Source organism: Desulfitobacterium sp. LBE (genome assembly GCF_007830365.1).
Lineage (GTDB): Bacteria > Bacillota > Desulfitobacteriia > Desulfitobacteriales > Desulfitobacteriaceae > Desulfitobacterium > Desulfitobacterium hafniense.
On the sequence record NZ_VLKD01000001.1, the window covers coordinates 3567534 to 3588002 of the forward strand.

Annotated in this window: 21 protein-coding genes; 19 read left to right on the forward strand and 2 right to left on the reverse strand. The window is 48.7% G+C overall.

Going from position 1 to position 20469, the window contains the following annotated elements; genetic code table 11:
- The first annotated feature begins 485 nt into the window (after window positions 1–485).
- The 7 genes from DESLBE_RS16985 (at window position 486) to cutD (ending at window position 10535) form a co-directional block, all read left to right on the forward strand.
- Window positions 486–2534 carry an alkaline phosphatase family protein gene (locus tag DESLBE_RS16985; protein WP_015945529.1) on the forward strand — a complete coding sequence of 683 codons (2049 nt, stop codon included), beginning with the start codon at window positions 486–488 and terminating at the stop codon, window positions 2532–2534.
- 353 nt (window positions 2535–2887) lie between these two features.
- Window positions 2888–4471: a BCCT family transporter gene (locus tag DESLBE_RS16990; protein ID WP_144677669.1), complete on the forward strand. Its 1584-nt coding sequence runs from the start codon at window positions 2888–2890 to the stop codon at window positions 4469–4471.
- 253 nt (window positions 4472–4724) lie between these two features.
- Complete coding sequence (locus tag DESLBE_RS16995; RefSeq protein WP_005815246.1) at window positions 4725–5021, forward strand: BMC domain-containing protein; 297 nt, start codon at window positions 4725–4727, stop codon at window positions 5019–5021.
- Window positions 5022–5047: 26 nt separating this feature from the next.
- A complete protein-coding gene (locus DESLBE_RS17000; protein WP_011462304.1) occupies window positions 5048–5338 on the forward strand; it encodes a BMC domain-containing protein in 291 nt (96 codons plus the stop codon).
- Between the two features lie 54 nt (window positions 5339–5392).
- On the forward strand, window positions 5393–6898 hold the full coding sequence (locus DESLBE_RS17005) for an acetaldehyde dehydrogenase (acetylating) (protein ID WP_144677670.1): 1506 nt from the start codon (window positions 5393–5395) through the stop codon (window positions 6896–6898).
- Window positions 6899–6927: 29 nt separating this feature from the next.
- Entirely contained in the window at window positions 6928–9474 is a 2547-nt protein-coding gene (gene cutC / locus DESLBE_RS17010) for a choline trimethylamine-lyase (protein WP_144677671.1), read from the forward strand.
- A 77-nt stretch (window positions 9475–9551) separates the two neighbouring features.
- Window positions 9552–10535 (forward strand): choline TMA-lyase-activating enzyme, encoded by a 984-nt coding sequence (cutD, locus tag DESLBE_RS17015; RefSeq protein WP_144677672.1) that lies wholly within the window; start codon window positions 9552–9554, stop codon window positions 10533–10535.
- 190 nt (window positions 10536–10725) lie between these two features.
- On the opposite strand, the gene DESLBE_RS27085 is transcribed toward cutD, so the two are convergent.
- Window positions 10726–10914, reverse strand: a complete 189-nt coding sequence (locus DESLBE_RS27085) for a hypothetical protein (protein ID WP_242659917.1) — start codon at window positions 10912–10914, stop codon at window positions 10726–10728.
- Window positions 10915–11077: 163 nt separating this feature from the next.
- A complete protein-coding gene (locus tag DESLBE_RS17020) occupies window positions 11078–11950 on the reverse strand; it encodes an IS110 family transposase (RefSeq protein WP_243131330.1) in 873 nt (290 codons plus the stop codon).
- 607 nt (window positions 11951–12557) lie between these two features.
- Between DESLBE_RS17020 and DESLBE_RS26615 the strand changes: the two genes are divergently transcribed.
- The 12 genes from DESLBE_RS26615 to DESLBE_RS17080 all read left to right on the forward strand — a co-directional run bounded on the left by DESLBE_RS26615 (window position 12558) and on the right by DESLBE_RS17080 (window position 20469).
- On the forward strand, window positions 12558–12728 hold the full coding sequence (locus DESLBE_RS26615) for a hypothetical protein (RefSeq protein WP_015945526.1): 171 nt from the start codon (window positions 12558–12560) through the stop codon (window positions 12726–12728).
- Between the two features lie 72 nt (window positions 12729–12800).
- Window positions 12801–13154, forward strand: a complete 354-nt coding sequence (locus tag DESLBE_RS17030; RefSeq protein WP_005815259.1) for a BMC domain-containing protein — start codon at window positions 12801–12803, stop codon at window positions 13152–13154.
- Window positions 13151–13609 (forward strand): EutP/PduV family microcompartment system protein, encoded by a 459-nt coding sequence (locus DESLBE_RS17035; protein WP_005815261.1) that lies wholly within the window; start codon window positions 13151–13153, stop codon window positions 13607–13609. The genes DESLBE_RS17030 and DESLBE_RS17035 overlap by 4 nt, the downstream gene beginning before the upstream one ends.
- Window positions 13610–13649: 40 nt before the next feature.
- The gene (locus tag DESLBE_RS17040) at window positions 13650–14327 is read left to right on the forward strand and encodes a cobalamin adenosyltransferase (protein ID WP_144677673.1); all 678 of its coding nucleotides are present in this window, start codon (window positions 13650–13652) and stop codon (window positions 14325–14327) included.
- Complete coding sequence (gene eutJ, locus DESLBE_RS17045) at window positions 14315–15157, forward strand: ethanolamine utilization protein EutJ (RefSeq protein WP_005815263.1); 843 nt, start codon at window positions 14315–14317, stop codon at window positions 15155–15157. Before DESLBE_RS17040 ends, eutJ begins: the two co-directional genes overlap by 13 nt.
- Window positions 15158–15172: 15 nt before the next feature.
- Complete coding sequence (locus DESLBE_RS17050) at window positions 15173–15484, forward strand: BMC domain-containing protein (RefSeq protein WP_005815265.1); 312 nt, start codon at window positions 15173–15175, stop codon at window positions 15482–15484.
- A complete protein-coding gene (locus tag DESLBE_RS17055; RefSeq protein WP_005815267.1) occupies window positions 15481–15741 on the forward strand; it encodes a EutN/CcmL family microcompartment protein in 261 nt (86 codons plus the stop codon). The genes DESLBE_RS17050 and DESLBE_RS17055 overlap by 4 nt, the downstream gene beginning before the upstream one ends.
- A gap of 20 nt (window positions 15742–15761) precedes the next feature.
- On the forward strand, window positions 15762–17090 hold the full coding sequence (locus tag DESLBE_RS17060; protein WP_015945525.1) for a 4Fe-4S dicluster domain-containing protein: 1329 nt from the start codon (window positions 15762–15764) through the stop codon (window positions 17088–17090).
- A 1-nt stretch (window position 17091) separates the two neighbouring features.
- Complete coding sequence (locus DESLBE_RS17065) at window positions 17092–17640, forward strand: BMC domain-containing protein (RefSeq protein ID WP_005815271.1); 549 nt, start codon at window positions 17092–17094, stop codon at window positions 17638–17640.
- 59 nt (window positions 17641–17699) lie between these two features.
- Window positions 17700–18380: a cupin domain-containing protein gene (locus DESLBE_RS17070; protein WP_005815273.1), complete on the forward strand. Its 681-nt coding sequence runs from the start codon at window positions 17700–17702 to the stop codon at window positions 18378–18380.
- A gap of 29 nt (window positions 18381–18409) precedes the next feature.
- A complete protein-coding gene (locus DESLBE_RS17075; RefSeq protein WP_015945522.1) occupies window positions 18410–18961 on the forward strand; it encodes a BMC domain-containing protein in 552 nt (183 codons plus the stop codon).
- Between the two features lie 20 nt (window positions 18962–18981).
- A complete protein-coding gene (locus DESLBE_RS17080) occupies window positions 18982–20469 on the forward strand; it encodes an acetaldehyde dehydrogenase (acetylating) (RefSeq protein WP_144677674.1) in 1488 nt (495 codons plus the stop codon).

The window sequence follows — 20469 nt, forward strand, 5'->3', positions numbered from 1 at the left end:
ACCTTCTTCTAGTATTTACCTTTTATAGGGTATTTTTACTTTGAATAAACCCGCGGACTGAGCCTGACTAAATTATACGAATTTGAGATTAAAATAACAATACTCAATAAGCAGTATTAGCAAAAATTATAATTGTTTAATGTGTTGGTTATAGGGGGCATAATCATTAAGTATTTTACAGGAAAAAAAGGATTGCTTATAATGTGGGCAAGTAAAAGATATCACAAGAACAATCAAAGATCCAATTATTTGACCAAGGAGGGATAAAAAATCAGTAGGTATCAGGGGCTTCCTCATTGTGGGAAATTTCTGAGTTGGGGGAATTATGGAAAATTATGAGCAGGCAGATGCTCTTACCAAACTTCCTGAGCTCTTCCCTGGTGAACGATAACACGTTCACTATTAAATAAATGTGAGGACACCTTGCCGAAGATTCAGCAGATAGTTGGAGACGAAGCAAAATTTATAAAAGGAGTATGAAATCTATGAAGAGAGCGGCACTAACCGATAAACTATTGGTGCTAGGGGTCGACGGTATGGACCCAAGAATTAGTCGCAAATACCTGGCTGAAGGGAAAATGCCTAATTTAGAAAAATTTATTGCCAAGGGATCAGCCAGAAAGGATTTACAGCTTCTGGGAGCTATTCCAACCATTACACCACCTTGTTGGACGACTCTTGCTACAGGCGCTTATCCGGGAACTCACGGCATCACCTGTTATTGGAGACAATCGCCGGAAAGCCTGGACGCGGTGGTTTACAATATGGACTCCCGCAATTGCACTGCAGAACAAATCTGGAATATTACTTCTGAAGCCGGCCTGAAGACTCTGGTCTGGCATTGGCCGGGGAGCTCCTGGCCCCCAACCTCCCACAGTGAAAATTTAAGTGTGGTCGATGGTACCCAGCCCGGTTCTGTCAACATGGGTGTTGCCCAGCTTGACTGGGAAAAAGTCATTGTAGCCTCACCGGAGATTAAAGAAGTCCGCTATGCACCAAGAGTAGATAAGCCGGCAGGGGTAGGCTGCATTATTACGGATTTGGAAGATACTTTGGATGATGAAGTCGATGATGAAATGATGGAACTTTGGTGGGGTGATACTGCCCGCCAAGGCGGTGAAATCCGTACCTATGTCATGGATGATGAAGATACCGAAGTGGTGATCGGCAGCAAAGTAGCCTATGATATCGTCAACTCTCCTCTCAAGGAGGCGACAGGCTGGAGCAATGCCCCGGAAGGAGCTAAAGAATTCACGATTCTGACCTCCGGCGGTATCGTAAGACGCCCTGCTTTGATTCTCAAGAATGAAAACGGAGAATACGATCGAGTAGCTGTTTACAAGAACAAAAAAGCGGAACAGCCCATCGTTATTTTAGAGAAAGACAAAATGGTAACAGGCATTATTGATGATGTGACCAAAAAAGAAGTCACTAAACCTGCCTGCCGTTCCATGAAGATCTTAGAACTTGATCCGGCGGGTAATAACGTGAGAGTCTGGATCAGCAATGCTCTTGATATCAGCAATGATCAATTATGGCATACCAAAGACCTTTATCAGGATATTGTGAACAATGTCGGTCATGTCCCGCCGGTCAGCCTGATTGGCGGAGAAGATGCTGAATTGGTTCGGGAAATCTTTGAACCTTCCTGGGCAATCTACGATAAGTGGCAGGCAGATTGTCTCAATCATTGCATTAAAGAAAAAGGGTATGAAGTCGTATTCTCCCATCTTCATAATATCGATTGTGCCGGTCACCAGTTATGGCATCTGGGCAAGACCCTGCCGCCATGGGATCACACAGATGAAGTAGTTTACCAAGGGTTCATCGAAAAGTTCTATACCCAAACCGACGATTATTTCGGGGAATTCCTTCATCTGCTGGACGAGGGCTGGACAGTGCTGATCGTCAGTGATCATGGTCTGATTGTTGGGGAAAACGTACCTCCCATTCTGGGAGAATACGGCGGCCTTAACACCAAGGTCATGGAAGATCTGGGTTACACCGTCATGAAAAAAGATGAAAACGGCAACTCCCTCAGAGAAGTGGATTGGGAAAAAACCAGGGCTGTCCAGATCCGCAGCAACTACATTTATATCAATCTTAAGGGCCGGGATAAATACGGGATTGTGGATCCGAAAGATAAGTATGATTTAGAGGAACAGCTCATCTCCGATTTGTATAACTACCGGGATGAGAGAACCGGCAAGCGTGTGGTCGGCATCTGCCTGAGAAATAAGGATGCTGTGCTGATCGGCACCAATGGCCCGGAGTGCGGTGATATTTTCTTCTCCATCGAAGAAGGATACAACCGATTGCATGGAGATAGCATCTCCACTTCCGAAGGATATTTCGAAACATCTGTTTCCCCCATTTTCGTGGCGGCCGGCAGTGGTATTAAATCAGGATTTACCACAGAGCGGGTCATCCGCCAAGTTGATGTAGCACCTTCAGTTTCCGTACTGCTCGGATTGCGGTTCCCTGCCCAATGCGAAGGGGCCCCAATTTATCAGATTTTCTCCGAAGATATTTAGATTGAATTGACTAGGGGCTGTTGCAATGTTAAAAGAACCTGTCGCCGTACACTTTTCTCTTAACGTTTTACAACAGCCCCCTATTTTTGCTATAAGTTATGTGTGAAAGATAGCAAATTTCTGTTTAATCTTTAAAAAGGAGGTAAAAAATAGCGATACTAAAGCGGATAACCCAGGGATCTTAGCGGGCATCAGCATAGGATTGTTTTTCACGGACCTGAAAATACCAATAAGGTAATAACCAAGGATTTTGCTTTCATAACACATACTATAGATAGACACGTGTAATTTATCAGCTGACTTATCTTCTTAAACCCGGTTCTCAGATTAAATCACAAGAAAGGGTGAAAAACTTGTTACAAGAGAAGCTGGAGAAAATACCCAAATCCAAGAGTGTAGATGCTCGTATTAATCCTGTTGTTTTCTGGGGCAGCGCTATCTTATGTGTGGCGCTATATGCCCCGATGATGATTTTTGGCACAGAACTACAGCCCTTTGTTGCAGCCGCATTGAAAGCGATCACCTATAGAATGGACTGGTTATGGTTATTATTTGCTTTGGGTTGCGTCATATTTTCACTGTGGTTGGCTTTTGGCAGATATGGCAATGTCAAATTGGGTGGACCCGATGATAAACCTGAGTTTTCAAACTTCAGCTGGATATCGATGATGTTCACAGGCGGTGTGGGAGCAGGGCTGGTTTATTGGACCATGGCTGAGCCTATCTTTTATCTTAAGTGGCCTCCTTACTGGGGTGAGGCATTTTCAGCGCAAGCTGCCCAATTCTCTCTTGCTTATGGAATATTTCACTGGGGTATTTCAGCCTGGGCTATCTTTGTCCCGGGAGCCATCGCCTTCGCTTACATGATTTATGTAAGGAAAAAGCCCTATTTTTACCCAAGCTATGCTTGCCGGGGAATATTGGGAGACCGGGTTGACGGCTGGCTGGGCAGAGTTATCGATATCTTTGTTATTATCGGTCTGGTAGGCGGATTAGGAACCACCTTAGGAACGGTTGTACCCATGATATCAGCGGTAACCGCCAATATGCTGGGTGTCGAGGATTCTATGACGGTAAAAGTTGGGGTCACCCTGGTGATTTCGGCGGTATTTGGCTATAGTGCTTACTCAGGGTTAAATAGCGGCATTAAGAAATTATCGGAATTAAACAGTTGGCTCTGTATGGGATTACTGGCTTTTGTGATGCTTGTAGGCCCCACGCTGTTTATGTTATCCATGTATGTTGACAGCATAGGGGTTTGGGCGACTAACTTTTTACGGATGAGTTTGTATACAGATCCAATTACCAAATCAGGCTTTCCTCAGGACTGGACAGTATTTTATTGGGCCTGGTGGGCTGCATGGGCCATGTACTTCGGATTATTCGTGGCCAGAATCTCCAGGGGGAGAACGATCAGAAATGTTGTTGTCAATATGATGATCGTAACCACCATCGGCTGTTCACTGTTCTTCTTGGTATTTGGTGGCTATGCAGTCGATCTTCAGCTTAATCAAGGAGTGGCCCTTGATCAGACTTTGGCTGAGTTCGGTGGCGGGGCAATGATCACCCAAGTCCTAAATACCTTGCCCTTAACGGCCATAGTGATTCCCTATTTCTTATTTGTAATGCTTATTTTCCAGGCTACGACCATCGATTCCAATGCCTATATTATTTCCATGATCGCGTGCAAAGAGGTTAAGAATGATCAGGAATCCCCCCGCTGGACCAGACTTTTCTGGTGTTCAGCCTTGGCTGTGATCGGAGTGGCGATCATGACGGTGGGCGGATTACCGGTAGTGCAGCTCTCCTCTGTTGCCACCAGCGTACCTACTATAATTATTATCGTTATCTTAGGGATGTCCTTATGCAAGTGGCTTAAGGAGGATTTCGGCAAAGAAAAAGAAGTCCAGGTTATCGATTATCCGGAAGAAGACTAATCATAATTAATTCCTGCAACTTAACTAAGCGGCTATCAGGGCTTTCGTTTCTGATAGCCGCTTTTTTCACTCTCCGCCGGTGCTACACCTCCGATTATATCCCGTATAAGTGTTTAGTATATTACAGTTATCCCGGTAGGCACTATAATAAAAGTAACATGTGCAATCCTACACAACTTAATATTGAACAAAATTCGGGCAAATAAGCTAAAAAGTACCAACGGGTTTAACATTATAAAAAGAGGAGCAATTTATGGAGTACTTTGGCGAAGAAGCATTAGGACTTATTGAAACCCGGGGAATGGTACCGGCCATTGAAGCAGCGGATGTCATGTGCAAAACTGCAGATGTAGTGCTTGTTTCCTATGAAAATATCGGCTCAGGACTTGTTACCGTGATGGTGAAGGGCGATGTGGCCGCAGTGAGATCGGCGGTAGAAAAAGGTGCAGCGGCCGCCGCAGCAATTGGAGAACTGACGGCTGCTCATGTTATGCCGCGTCCTGTCAGCCGGGTGGGCAAGATTGTTTCACGGCATGATATCGATGCTTAACACTGAAGGTTTTGGAGGAATACCCCGTGGAGAGAAATGATGCATTAGGGTTTATAGAGACCTATGGTCTGGTTTCGGTGCTGGAAGCTGCGGATGCTATGTGCAAGGCTGCAGAAGTGGAATTGGTGGGTTATGAGAATGTGGCCTCAGGTCTGATCTCCGTGGTTGTCCGCGGCGATGTGGGGGCAGTGAGAACGGCGGTAGAGGCCGGCATCGCCGCAGCCAGCAAGGTGGGCCAAATTTATAGCACCAATGTGATTGCCAGACCCCATCCCGATGTGGAGAAAATTGTGGCCAAACACCTTATTGACTGGTAAACAGTGCAGTTTTGCTGGTGCTATTCAATCCTCAAGTGGAAAGGGGGATAAAGAATGAATCGAATGGACAATGATTTGCTTGCAATTCAAGAAGCACGGATTCTGATCGAAAACGCCCGTGAAGCGCAGAAGGCTTTGGCCACCTTTTCCCAGGAAAGGCTGGACCGGATTGTGGAGCGTATGGCTGGGGAAGTGGTGAAATACGCCCGGGAGCTGGCTATGATGTCCCACGAAGAAACGGGATTCGGAAAATGGCAGGACAAATATATCAAAAATATTTTTGCCAGTGATTTTCTCTGTAAGAAAATCAGGAAGATGAAAGTTGTCGGCATTATTGCCGAAGATAAAGAGAATCAGACCCTGGATGTGGGTGTACCCGTGGGAGTCATTGTCGCTTTGCTTCCTTCCACCAACCCTGTATCCACCGCCATCTATAAAACCTTAATTGCTATCAAATCAGGCAATGCCATTGTTTTTTCACCTCATCCCAAAGCGAAAAAGACCACCAGAAGAGTGCTGGAGATACTGGTGCGGACCGCTGAAGCCAGCGGACTGCCTTGCGGGGCCATTGGCTATCAGAGAACCCAGGCCCTTGAAGGGACACTGGGACTGATGAATCATAAGGATACAGCCCTGATCATCGTTACAGGAGTGCCCAAGCTGGTCAAAGCAGCTTATGCCGCCGGAAAACCGACTATTTATGGCGGACCTGGGAACGGCCCGGCCTTTATAGAGCGTTCAGCCGACATAAAACAGGCGGTAGCAGACATTATTACCAGCAGAACCTTTGATCACGGCATCGTGTCGGCCTCAGAACAATCCGTTATAGCTGAGGAATGCATTGCCGACGAAGTAAGACAGGAACTCAGGGGGAATGGCGGCTACTTTCTGTCCGAAGAGGAAGCGGAGCAACTCGGCAAGCTCTTTCTGCGCCCTGACGGCAGCGTCAATCCGGACATCGTCGGTAAATCGGCTGTGGAGCTGGCCAGGAAAATCGGTATCACCGTTTCGGAAAATACCAAGGTTCTCATTTCTGAACAAAAATTTGTCTCACCGGCTAACCCTTATGCTAAAGAAAAACTCTGTCCGGTATTGGCTTTTTATGTGGAGAAGGATTGGTTCAACGCCTGTGAAAAGTGTATCGAACTGCTCCTCAACGATGGCCGGGGGCATACCCTCGTCATTCATTCACGGAATGAGCAGGTAATCAGGGAATTCGCCCTGAAAAAACCCGTATCGAGAGTACTTGTGAATACCCCCGCCACTTTGGGAGGAATCGGAGGGACAACCAATCTCTTCCCGGCCTTGACCCTTGGCTGCGGTGCAGTGGGCGGCGGATTCACTTCAGATAATGTCTCACCGCTGAATTTGATTAACATCCGCAAGGTGGGCTATGGGGTAAGGAAATTGGAGGATATAACCTGTGGTGTGCAGGCTGAATCAGCGGGACAGCAGGAAAGTCTTTGCTCGGGCACAGGTTACTCTAAGGAAAGCACCCAGGATCTCAACGTGCTGTTGGAAAAACTGCTGGAACAGCTTATACCTTATCGAAATACTTAAAGAGCTAATGAGTAAAGGGAGGGCAAAGGATGGATATCAAAGAATTCTCGGCAAAGTTTGCCGATGTTACTAAGAACTTATCTCCGGAAGAAACAACCGTTGTGATGAAACTATTCCAAGGGATCGCCAAGGAACTGGCAGCAAATTCTGCATCTCCGTCGCAGCAGGACAGCAAGTCTCCTGTCTACGAAGGGGAGATCACCGGTCTTACGCCACGTTTAAGCAATCTGCGCACAGCCTATTTGCAGGCTAAACCCAGTGTCAGCATCTATCGGGCCAGAGCATTTACTGAAGTGACCAAAACAAATCCCGGCTTGCCAAAGATTCTGCTCCGGGCCAAGTGTTTCAGGAGAGCCTGTGAGACAGCCCCCCTCCTTATTCAAAAAGACGAGCTCATTGTGGGGCATCCTTGCGGAAAACCGCGGGCCGGTGCTTTTTCACCGGATATTGCCTGGAGATGGGTAAGGGATGAATTGGATACCATGGCCACCCGGCCCCAGGATCCCTTCCAAATCAGTGAAGAAGATAAGCGCATCCTCCGGGAAGAAATCTTCCCTTTCTGGGAAGGGAAAAGCGTGGATGAGATTTGTCAGAAACAATACGAAGATGCCGGGATCTGGTCCTTTTCCGGGGAGTCCTTTGTCAGTGATCTTTCCTACCATCAGATCAACGGCGGCGGTGATACTGCTCCCGGATATGATGTGATCCTGATTAAAAAAGGGATCAAAGGAGTACGACAAGAAGCAGAGGACAGATTGAGCAAGTTGTCCATGGAAAACCCGGAGGATATCGACAAGATTTACTTCTATAAAGCGGAGATTGAGACTTGCGACGGTATTCTGGCTTATGCCCGGCGGCTTTCCGATTATGCCCGGGAATCAGCCGACCGGGAAGTGGATTCTGTACGGAAGCAAGAATTGCACAAGATCGCTGATGTTTTGACCTGGGTTCCCGCTAATCCGCCCCGTACTTTCCATGAGGCTCTCCAATCGATTTGGACCCTGGAATCGCTGTTTGTCGTTGAAGAGAACCAGACAGGCATTTCCCTGGGACGTTTGGATCAATATATCTACCCCATGTTCAAGGCCGATATGGATGCCGGCCGGCTCAACAAGCTGGAAGCCTTCGAATTGATGAGTTGTTTCCTGATCAAATGCTCGGAAGTGATGTGGCTGTCCAGCGAACAGGGCGCCAAATATTTCGCCGGTTATCAACCCTTCATCAACTGTACTGTAGGGGGGCAGAAGCGAACCGGAGGGGATGCCACCAACGAGCTGACCTATCTGATCATGGATGCCGTTCGTTTTACCAAGATGTATCAGCCCTCCCTGGCCTGCCGGATTCATAATCAATCCCCCCAAAGGTATCTGAAAAAGATTGTGGAAGTGGTGAAAGCCGGATTGGGATTCCCCGCCTGCCACTTTGATGACAGTCATATCAAAATGATGCTGGCCAAAGGCTTCAGCATCGAAGATTCCCGGGATTATTGCCTGATGGGCTGTGTGGAACCTCAGAAATCCGGCGGTATCTATCAGTGGACTTCCACCGGCTATACTCAATGGCCCATCGCCATCGAATTTGTTCTGAACCGCGGGGTCATGAAATGGCGGGGCACGATGGAAGGTCTTGACACCGGCGATCTCGACAACTTCAAGACTTATGAAGAATTTGATGCCGCCTGCAAGCAACAAATAGAGAACATTATTCGCTTATCAGCCATTGGCACCATCATCAGTCAGCGTGTTCATAAAGAGCTTGTTCCCAAACCCCTGATGTCCCTGCTGGTGGAAGGCTGTATGGAAAAGGGGACGGATGTGACAAGCGGTGGAGCCCGGATCAATTTTGGTCCCGGATTGATCTTCTCCGGCCTGGGAACCTATGCAGACTCCATGGCGGCCATCAAAAAGCTGGTCTTTGAAGAAAAGAAGTACACACTGAAACAAATCAGGGATGCTCTCAATGCCAATTTTGAAGGCTATGAAGCCCTGCGGACCGATTGTCTGAATGCGCCGAAATACGGAAATGATGATGATTATGCCGATTTAATTGCTTCAGATCTGATCGTTTGGACCGAACGGGTGCACAATTCTTTCAAAATGCTCTTCTCACATTTCACCCATGGCACCCTTTCCATCTCCAACAACACTCCCATCGGTGAAATCACGGGCGCTACCCCCAACGGCCGACTGGCCTGGACACCGCTGTCCGACGGAATCAGTCCCACCCAGGGTGCGGATAAGTTTGGACCCACCGCCATCATCAAATCCGTCAGCAAGCTGAGCGTCGAGTCCATGAATATCGGCATGGTTCATAATTTTAAACTATTGCGCGGTATTCTGGAAACCCCGGAAGGGGAAAACGGCCTGATCACCTTGCTCAGAACAGCCTCCATCCTCGGCAATGGCCAGATGCAATTCAGCTATGTGGATAATGAAGTCCTGAAACGGGCTCAAATCGAACCGGATAAATATCGGGATCTCATCATTCGGGTGGCCGGATACAGCGCCTACTTCGTGGAATTGTGCAAAGAGGTTCAGGATGAAATCATCAGCCGGACCGTTCTGGAACATTTTTAAAAAAGTAGTTTCTTTAATCAGGTAGCATTTTTAAATAGGTAGGCTCTTTAAGATAGCTTCTATAAAATGGAGACATTATGAATACTGAAATTTGCAGCATTTTAGAACGGCAGGCGAGGATCTTCAATGTTCAGAAGTATTCTCTCTATGACGGACCGGGCATAAGAACACTGATTTTCTTCAAAGGCTGCCCCCTGAGATGCAAATGGTGTTCCAACCCTGAGGGACTTGAGCGAAAATATCAGGTCATGTATATGGAGGACTCATGTATTCATTGCGGCAATTGCATTCCCGTTTGTCCTGTCAACATCCATTCTTTTACCAACCGTGACGGCGAGACGGTACCCACTCACTATGAACCGCCGAAGCATACCACCAACCGGAGTATTGATTGTGTGGGCTGCCGCAAGTGTGAAACAATCTGTCCGAAAAAAGCACTCTCCATCGCCGGTAAGGATCTGAAAATCTCCGAGGTGCTGGAAATCATCCAGCAGGATGCACTCTTCTACCTGAGCTCAGGCGGAGGAGTCACCCTTGGGGGAGGGGAAGTAACGGCCCAGCCTGAATTTGCCACCAATCTGCTCATGGAATGCCAACGGATGGGAATCAATACCGCCATCGAAACCTGTGGGTATGCCAAGCTGGATACTTTGCTCATGATCGCTCAGTTCACCGATTTGTTTCTGTATGATCTTAAGCATATCGACCCGGAGCGGCATTACGAACTGACAGGGGTAAGGAATGAACGGATCCTGGATAATCTGACCGAGTTGATCCACCGGGGATTCAATATCAAAATCAGAATGCCCCTGATCAGAGGCATGAATGACAGCCAGGACACCATCCGCCGCACCATGGAGTTCCTTCAACCGTTCAGCAGCTGCAAGAACTTTCAGGGAATCGACCTGCTGCCCTACCATAAGTTAGGGATTAACAAATATAAGCAGTTGGATATGAATTACACCATTACTGAGGATTTGAGCTTTAAGGCCGAAGAGCTGGATGAGATCGCCCGCATTATTGGGGGGTATGACTTGCAGGCCGCTGTGATCAGACATTAGCCGGGGCGGACTTCGCAGGTCATGCCGGAGGGGAACGGCGCGGGGTGAAAAGGCAGTTCGGGTCGCGTAGCTTTACGCACAACGCGTACTCCCTAGCTCCGGGGCTGGTTCACTCGCTTTCTTAACAGCTTACGCCAAACCCCGCTGCTTTCTTACGAAAATAGATTCCTACTTTGCATTGGGTTATTCTTCAGTTGGCTTGTAAAACCTGATAGCCCTTTGCTTGAAGTTGTCTGATGAGACGCTGTTCCTTCTGTCTCTCACGCTCCATCATGTATTCTGTTCCGAGTTCCCTATAGGTTTCTCTCGTCACTAAAATCCGATAGGCAATCCGAAGAATCAGATGGCCCAGAGCCAGTAAAGCCTTCTTTTTACCCATCCGTTTAACCCATCGCCAATAGGTTGCGGATAAACGAGAGTTTTTTACTTTAGAAGCAGCCCATGCGCATTCACATAATACCGCTTTTAACGCTTTGTTTCCTGCGGAAACACTCCCTCTTTTTTTTACCTGCGCTTTCATTATTGCCGGGTGATACTCCAGCCTAGGAAGACAGCTGACTATCTGTAGGAAAGACAGACATATCTGCCCCCAACTCAGCGATCATGATCGCTGAAGACGTCTGATTTATACCGGGTATTGAGGTTAATAGCTCGACCTCTTGCTGGTATGGAGCCATACATTCACTTATTTTCTGCTCCACGTTAATCAGGCTCTGTTCTAAAAACTTCAAGTGACTCCATGAATATCGAATCATGTCCCGGTGATGGCTCCGCAGTCGATGATTTAAAGCATCCGCTAAACCCGGTATCTTGCTTTTAACCTTACCTTTCACCATCTGGTTAAGCTTTTCTACGGTAATCACTTCTCCATCCATCAGGGACTCCATAATATTGCGTCCTGAAACCCCGAAAATATCGGAAATATAGGTGGTGATCTTGATATTGGCATCCTGCAAAATTTTATGAATGCGGTTTTTCTCTTGGGTTGCATCCTGAAGGAGTTTTTTCCGATATCGGGTTAAGTCTCTCAAATCACGGATTTCCGCCGGTGGTACAAAGCTTCCTTCAATTAATCCGCTTCGAAGAAGTTGGGCAATCCATTCCGCATCTTTGACGTCCGTTTTCCGCCCGGGTAGGTTCTTAATGCGTTGAGCATTGGCCAAACTCAGTTGAAACGACCCTGCCTCAAGAATATTCCAAACCGGTTTCCAATACACTCCGGTACTTTCCATGGCGACATGCGAGCATTTCTCTTCTTCCAACCAATCGGTAAGCGCCAGAAGGTCAGATGTGGTCGTACTAAACGTCCGGATCGTCTTTTTAGGCTTAGATTCCAAGGAACCAAAGAGGATACAGGCTACCACCGTTTCTTGATGAACATCCAGTCCCGCGCAGCATTCCAGAATAGCATCCATTGAAGATCACCTCCTAATAACGTAGGTGAGTGCGTCCAACAACAAGCCTACTTGAAATTTCTTACCCGTGCTCGTGGCACAATCTTCTGTGCTTAAATGTTGTTGGAACCAGTTTCTGCATCGGGGTATCATCCACCATAAAGCAAACGGCTAACAGCACCCACCTTACTATGATTATCTCAGTTTAATGCTGTTAGGAAAAGCCTTCGCCTATTTTCATTCCCCTCTGTGAAATGAAATTTCATAAGTGTTTCTGCATGTGAACCGTGGCTCCGCTACGTTAAGAAAGCGACCTTCACCCCACCGCCCCTCCGCTAAATCCGTCCGCTTTTGTACGTAAAGCTACGCTTTCGGGTCCCTTTCTCAGCACTGCTTTCGGGACCCTCGCGGACATTGCGGGAGTTACCTCAGCAGTCAATCTGGGTAGCCGGCCATGCCGCCAGCGGCCCGGCAAAGACGGATAAAGCAGTCTGAGTCGGGAAACCCATCCTGCAACGCCCCGCTCGCTCACTCCCGAAAAGCAGCCCAAGGATTTTGATTTACACAAGGGAAGCGACTTTAAGCGAGCGGAAACAAAACTTCGCGAAAAGCCTGCAGCGGAGAAAGGTTGGAAACAGGACGTTTCCAACCCGCCATTGAGCAGGAGCGATTTGGCGGGGGACCTTTCGGAGCGGAGGGCTTGAGCGGTAGTTTTGTCCGCGCAGCTTATGGAGCGACCGGTGTAAAGCAAAATCCTGGAGACCATTTCCGGGACCCACAGAGCCTGCCGGAACCTTAAGAAGCCCCGTTGAAATCTTACGAAGCCCCACCAAACCCGGCTGCAAAGCCATTATCCGAACGGAGGGATTGTATGAGCACTACCGACGACTTCGACAGAAAACGGATCATCCAGGAATACGTCCCCGGCAAGCAGGTCACCCTGGCTCATATCATCGCTTCACCGGTACAAGACCTATACGAACGCCTGGGCATTGAAGAACGGGGCGCGATTGGGATCCTAACCCTCACTCCCAGTGAGACGGCGATTATCGCCGCTGATATCGCCACCAAGGCCTCTGATGTGGAGATCGGATTCTTAGACCGCTTTACCGGTTCCTTGGTTATATCCGGGGATGTGGCAAGTGTGGGAGCCGCCATGGCAGCCATCAATGACACCCTGGAAAAACTGTTGAACTTTACTCCGGCCAGGATAACCAGCACATGAAAAAGCGCATCATGATCGTCGGACCCACCCAGGCCGGCAAATCCACCCTGGCGAATATCCTCAATGATACCTCCAGACCCTTGAAGAAAACCCAGGATGTCATTTATGGGAAGAATACCATTGACACTCCCGGCTCATATATTGAAAACCCTTCTATGTATAAATACCTGATTGCTACTGCTCAAACGGCATCCCATGTGCTCCTGCTCATCGACTCATCCAGGCCCGTCGAGGTCTATCCCCCCGGCTTTGCCAAAACCTTCACCTGTCCGGTGAGCGGTGTGATGACGAAGGTTGACCTGAAAACGGAGAACGTTCCCTTGTGTATCCATCAGCTGCAAAGCATCGGGGTTTCCGAACCCTATTTCCGGATCTCGTTAACAGACAACACGGGGGTGGAAGAGTTGAAGGAGTATCTCTTAGGTCTATCAAGTTTAGTAAGGCATTGGTTATAGGGTATTAATTAAGGAACATTCAGGAAGCGGAGGTGAAACCATGAGGTTTATTACCGAGACGGAATTGCGCGATTTATATAAAGCGGAGCCCTTTACAGCGTATACTTTAGAACCCCGGACAAAACTCACACCGGAAGCCCGCCAATTTCTTGTCGATAGGGGAATCAAGCTGGCGGAGGCTCAGGACAGCAAAAGCAAGAGCACCGGCAACGGCAACGGCAACGGCAAATCAGGAACGGAACAGGAAAGCTGGAATGTTCTGAGATTAAGACGCAGGATGGAAAGCCTGGAATCCCTGTTTTTGATGGTGGGAGCGAATCTTTTGAGCGGTGGCAGCACTGTTCTGGCCGAAGAAGTATTTGCCTTGGGAAGATGCTTCAGCGAGGTGAAAAAAACGGCATGGGAACAGACGTCGCCGGTTAATCTGCAATTTCAGGACTGGTCTGAGGCAGAGATGAAAAACTGTTCAACTTATCTGGGTAAACACTTTGATATTACCGAATTTCATGTGCGGACGGAAAATGGAGCAGCCATTGCCTCGTTAAATCATTTGCGGGCAACTCTTCGCGAGCTGGAATCCGCTGTTTTGGAAGCCTATTGGGATAAGGAGTTCAACGTTTGCTCACGGCAAGATCTCATTGAGAAAATCAATCTGATCATGAACATCCTCTGCGTCATGATCTGGAAGTGTCTGGGAGGTCAACAATGCAAAACGTAAATTCTGCTTTTGAATACTGTGATCAACTGGTTAAGGATTTCGAAAGAGTGATTGAGCATCCTATCGTGAGCAAATCCTCCGTTTATTATACGGGAATTGATCTGGGAACGGCCTATATCGTGCTGGCAGTTCTCGATGAGAATTATCAGCCGGTGGCCGGTGCCTATCGCTTTGCCAATGTAGTTAAAGATGGGATGGTAGTGGACTATATCGGCGCCATCCGTATCGTCAAGGAATTGAAGCAAGAGCTGGAAGAAAGGCTGGACACGGAACTCGTCTATGCCGCGGCCGCTCTGCCGCCGGGAACCATGGCTCTGGATTCAGGCGTGATCAAACATGTGGTCCAGGGAGCCGGATTTGAAATCACCAATCTTCTGGACGAACCCACGGCCGCTAATGCCGTACTCAAAATCAAAGACGGGGCCATCGTGGATATCGGCGGGGGAACCACAGGAATTACGATTCTCAAAGATGGAGAAGTGATTTATGTGGCTGATGAACCCACCGGAGGCACTCATTTTTCCCTGGTGATAGCGGGAGCTTATAAAATGAGCTTTGACGAGGCGGAAAACTATAAGCAGAACCCCAAAAACCATCGGGAATTGACCCCTGTGGTGGGGCCGGTAGTTGAAAAAGTGTCCTCCATCCTAAACCGCCACTTAAGGGACTATCAAGTCGAAACGATCTATCTGGTCGGCGGAACCTGCTGTCTGGAAGGAATCGAAACCATCATCGCCAGACAGACGGGTATTCCCACCTATAAACCGCAAAACCCCATGTTTGTGACACCCTTAGGTATCGCTCTGAACTGTACGCAGGAAATCCTTTAGAGAGGAGTCTTAGCCATGGAATACCGGATCATTAAATCTCCTTCCCAAGGGACGGTGGATCTCCTGTTTCGCCGTAAAGGTTCTGCGCCAAGTGTTCCCCTGGAGAACTACGACGCCGTCGGCTTAGTTCAGGGGCGGATGATCGATATGGTGGTGGCTGCCGATATCGCTGAAAAGGCAGCGGGAGTTTTTGTGGAAGATATTAAAGGTCATTGCCCGCAAAATCTGATTATGATCGCCATTTTTGGCGATACAGCCTCAGTGGAAGCTGCTATTAAAGATATCCAATGTAAAATGCGAGAAATCAAAGTAGGTGAGAACCCATGATAGCAGCAAAAGTAATTGATAATATCTGGGCAACACGGAAGGCCGATTCACTGAGAGGACTGAAATTCATGCTGGTGGAGGTCCTGGGTGGGATCGATAAAGGCCGTCTCATCATTGCCGCCGACACCATCAGCGCCGGGATCGGTGAACGGGTGTTGGTATGCACAGGCAGCTCCGCCCGCAAAATGCTGGGTCAGGACGATATACCCATTGATGCTGTCATTGTAGGAATCATCGATGAAGACTGTACGTTTTGAGAATCTGGAGGTGGGGAAAGTTGGATCTGCTGAATAGGGTTAAGGATGCCGGAGTCATCGGGGCAGGGGGAGCTGGGTTTCCAACCCATGCCAAACTGGCCGCGAAGGCAGAATATATATTGTTGAACGGGGCTGAATGTGAACCGCTGCTGCGGGTGGATCAGCAATTGATGGCGGAGTTCAGCGAAGAAATCATCAAAGGGCTGGAAGCGGCAGGGCAGTATATAGAAGCCCGTAAAGCGGTCATCGGCATCAAAGGAAAACACAAAGCCATCGTCAAACTTCTGCGCGAAAAAATCACAGCTTTAGGGCTGGAAGATTATATGGAAGTCATGGAATTACGGGATATCTACCCGGCCGGCGATGAGCAGGTTCTGGTCTATGAGCTGACCAAAAGGGTTGTTCCGGAAGCCTCCATCCCCCTCAAAGTAGGGTGCGTGGTGATCAACTCGGAAACGGCTTTAAATATTTTTAATGCCCTGTCAGGCAAGCCGGTCACCGAAACCTATCTCACCCTTGCCGGTGACATTCCCAACCGTTTAACGGTCAAGGTACCGGTGGGTATGCCCATCCGGGAGCTGCTCAGGCAATGCGGCCTGGAAAATGGGGATGACTATGCTGTGATCGACGGCGGCCCGATGATGGGTTCCCTCCTGGACGGGATCGATGGCTATGTCACCAAGAAAAGCAAAGGCTTTATTCTGCTTAAAAAGGATCATTTCCTCATCCGCAAAAAATCCGTTAACATCAACCAGGGACGGGTCATCAGCAAAACAGCCTGTGAACAATGCCGGATGTGTACGGATCTGTGTCCCCGCTATCTTTTGGGACACGATATGCAGCCCCATAAAGTCATGCGCGCTTTAAGCTATGACCTCCAGGATGTGAAGGAATTGCAGATCGCTCAGTTATGCTGTGAATGCAATGCCTGCGAACTCTTCTCCTGTCCGGCCAATCTCCATCCGAAAACGGTGAATATTTTTTACAAACAAAAACTGGCGGAACAAGGGATTCGTTACCAGCCCACCCAAGTGGAGTTCCAGCCCCGCTCGGCAAGGGACTATCGGCTGATACCAAGCAAACGCCTGGTGGCCAAAATCGGGTTAACCCTTTTTGATCAACCGGCACCCCTGACCACCATTCAGTTTAAGCCCGAGTATCTGGAAATCGGCTTGCGTCAGCATATCGGGGCACCGTCCCAGCCCATCGTTAACCTAGGCCAGCATGTAGAAGCAGGGCAGATGATCGGCAAAATACCGGAAAACAGTCTCGGGGCCCCGGTCCATGCCAGCATGGCCGGCACCGTTGTCGAGATTAAAGACAATTCTATTGTGGTAAAGGTGGGGTAGTATGTATAGAGCAATAGGTATGATTGAGCTTACCAGTGTGGCCAGAGGAATCTATGCCACCGATCAGATGCTTAAAACAGCTTACGTTGATGTGGTCAGTGCAACCCCCGTCTGTCCGGGCAAATATATTGCTATCGTGCAAGGGGATGTGGCGGCTGTCGAAAGTTCGATCAGCACAGGGATAGCCATTTCCGGGGAATATTTAGTGGATAGCTTCGTGCTGCCCAATGTTCATGAAGGAATTTTCCCGGCGATCACGGCCACGACCATGCCGGACGGAACCGGGGCCCTGGGAATTATGGAATCTTTCTCCATGGCCTCCATGATCACGGCTGCTGATGCGGCACTGAAAGCCGCCGATGTTCAGGCTCTGGAACTGCGCCTGGGCAGCGGACTGGGCGGCAAAGCGTACTTTACTTTTACCGGGGATGTGGCCGCTGTGGAGGCAGGTATTGAGGCAGGGAAGGCCATTGCTATGGAAAAAGGCCTCCTTGTGGATATTGAGGTCATTCCTTCCCCGTCCGATAGATTGTGGACATCCCTATATTAGCACTCAGTGAGTGTTACAGAGTACCAGGTCCCCAGGATTCACTTTGATCACCGTAAGGATTGAAAGGAGGTGGGATTTTGAAGAAACTCATTTGTGCTGACGATGTCAAATCAGCAGCAGAAAAAGGGCAAAAAGAATTCTGCGTGGCAGGGGGAACGATTGTTACTCCTTCAGCCAGAGACCTGGCTAAAGAATTGGGTGTGGAATTCGTTTTCGCCGCAGCTGCCGCCCAAAATCAAGAGTGCAAATTCAGTGATCTGCAGCAAACAGGGAAGCGGGAAGCAGAGTTTGACAGGGATATGATCTATCAAACCATCAAAATGGTCTTAACCAATCACCTTTTGACAGGTGTCGCGGCCCCCGCAGCTAAACTGCCCTTCATTACCGAGGGTGAGCCTCAAAGCGGGCTGAAAATTGTCCATGGCAGGACGGTAAATTATGAGGACTTGGACACCGGAAAACCGGGCACCAGGGCAGCCTATCGGGAGGTCATCGGCAAAGACGAGTCTCAAATGAGTGCAGGTTTTTTGACCATCGAAAAATCCAGCTTTGACCGCACATTGAGCTGTGAAGAAATTGGTATTGTTTTGGAAGGATGCTTAGGGCTCACCATCAATGGTGAAACCTTTGAAGCCTGCCAGGGAGACGTACTGCATGTGCCGAAAGGCGCACAGGTGACCTGGAGGGCCTCAGGATATGCCAAAATCTTCTCTATTACCTGCCCAGCAAACCGGGCCTGAATTCAGGTTCAACAATAGGAGGATAGGCTATGCAGGCTCTTGGCCTTATTGAGACACGAGGACTCCTTCCTGCTATCGAATGTGCAGATGTCATGCTTAAAACAGCGCAAGTTGAACTTGTGGGAAGGGATTTTGTCGGCGGCGGTCTGGTGACCATCTCGGTAACCGGTGATGTGGGAGCTGTGAAAGCAGCCGTGGAAGCAGGCGCTGCCGCGGTGGAGAAGATTAGCCCTTTGCTGCTGGTTTCACAGCATGTCATTCCCAGACCCCATCAGGAAATCGAAGGAATGATCGGCCCCAGCCCCGCTGCAAAGCAGGCACCCCCTGTGCCGCAACCGGAAAAAGTCAAGGCCCTTCCGGGTTTTGATCAAACAACCAATAAACAGACAATAGATGATTTTGTGCAAGAATTTGGCCTTGAACCATGCGTGGATGCCCTGAAAACTCTCCCCGTCTTAAAACTCCGCAATCTGGCCAGAGAATACAAAGGACTTGCCATAGCAGGAAGAGCCATATCCAAAGCAAATAAAGAAGATCTTATCCAGCAACTCAAGGAGTATTACAACCAAAAACATGAATGACGGTGAAGGGAGGAACGTAAGTGCTAAACTTTGATTATGATTTACAATCTGTGCAGGAGACCAGAAATCTTGCCCGTCAGGCCAAACAAGCCCAGACTGAACTGGCACAATTCAATAGCGAGCAGATTGACAAAATCATTCGCAATATGGTAAAGGTAGCGGAGGAAAATGCTGTTGCTCTGGCAAAGTTAGCGGTGGAAGAAACAGGGTTTGGCAAAGTGGAGGATAAGATTTTTAAGAATCGTTTTGCCTCTACAGAGCTCTATCAATTTATCAAGCCCATGCAGACCATCGGGGTTATTAAGGAAGACAAGATCAATAAGGTCATGGAGATTGCGGAACCGGTGGGATTGCTGATGGGGATTGTCCCCTCCACCAACCCTACCTCCACGACTATCTACAAATCGCTCATTGCCATTAAAGCACGTAACGGAATTGTGTTCTCACCCCATCCTTCGGCTTTGAAGTGCACTTTGGAAGCAGCTAAGTTGATGAACGATGCGGCAGTGGCGGCCGGTGCTCCGGCCAATATCATCGGCTGCATCTCCAAGCCATCCATGAATGCAACCAATGAACTCATGAAATGCGACGAAGTAGCCATGATCATTGCCACAGGCGGTTCGGCCATGGTCAAGGCGGCCTATAGCGCCGGAAAACCGGCTCTGGGGGTAGGCCCGGGCAATGTTCCCGCTTATATTGAAAGAACTGCCGATATTCCCAAAGCAGTCAGAAATATTATTGCCAGCAAAACCTTCGACAATGGCACTATCTGTGCTTCTGAGCAATCGGTGGTGGTAGAAGAGTGCATTCGCAACCAGGTTATGGAAGAGTTCAAACGTCAGGGCGGCTACTTCATGACCCCGGAGGAAACTGAGCAAGTGGGGCGGAAACTGTTTAACAGGGGCCATGCCATGAATGCTAAAATGGTGGGGAGATCCGCTGCAGATATCGCAGCCGGTGCCGGAATTTCCATTCCCCCGGGAACCAAAGTTCTGCTGGGAGAACAACAGGGAGTCGGCGAGCAATATCCCCTCTCCTATGAAAAGCTGACCACGGTGCTGGCCTTTTATACCGTCAAAGACTGGCATGAAGCCTGCGATCTATGCATGAAATTACTCTATAACGGCGGGGTAGGCCATAGCCTTTCCATTCATACGGAAAACCCGGAAATGGCTATCAAATTTGCAGAGAAACCCGTTTTCAGGATTTTGGTCAATACAGCATCCACCCATGGTGGTGTAGGAGTAAGTACAGGACTGGCGCCCGCCTTTACCTTAGGCTGCGGTACTTGGGGAGGAAGCGCAACCTCAGACAATGTAACCCCTATGCACTTGATCAATATTAAACGTGTAGCCTATGGAATCAAAGATGTCACAGAGAATGGGAATTCCTCCTATGCAACCGGGGATGCACAGCAGGGCGGCTCCGGCGGCACTGTCAGTGAAGACCGGATTCAGGCTCTGGTCAATGAAGTCATGTCCCTGTTGAAACAAAGGGGTGACTGCTAA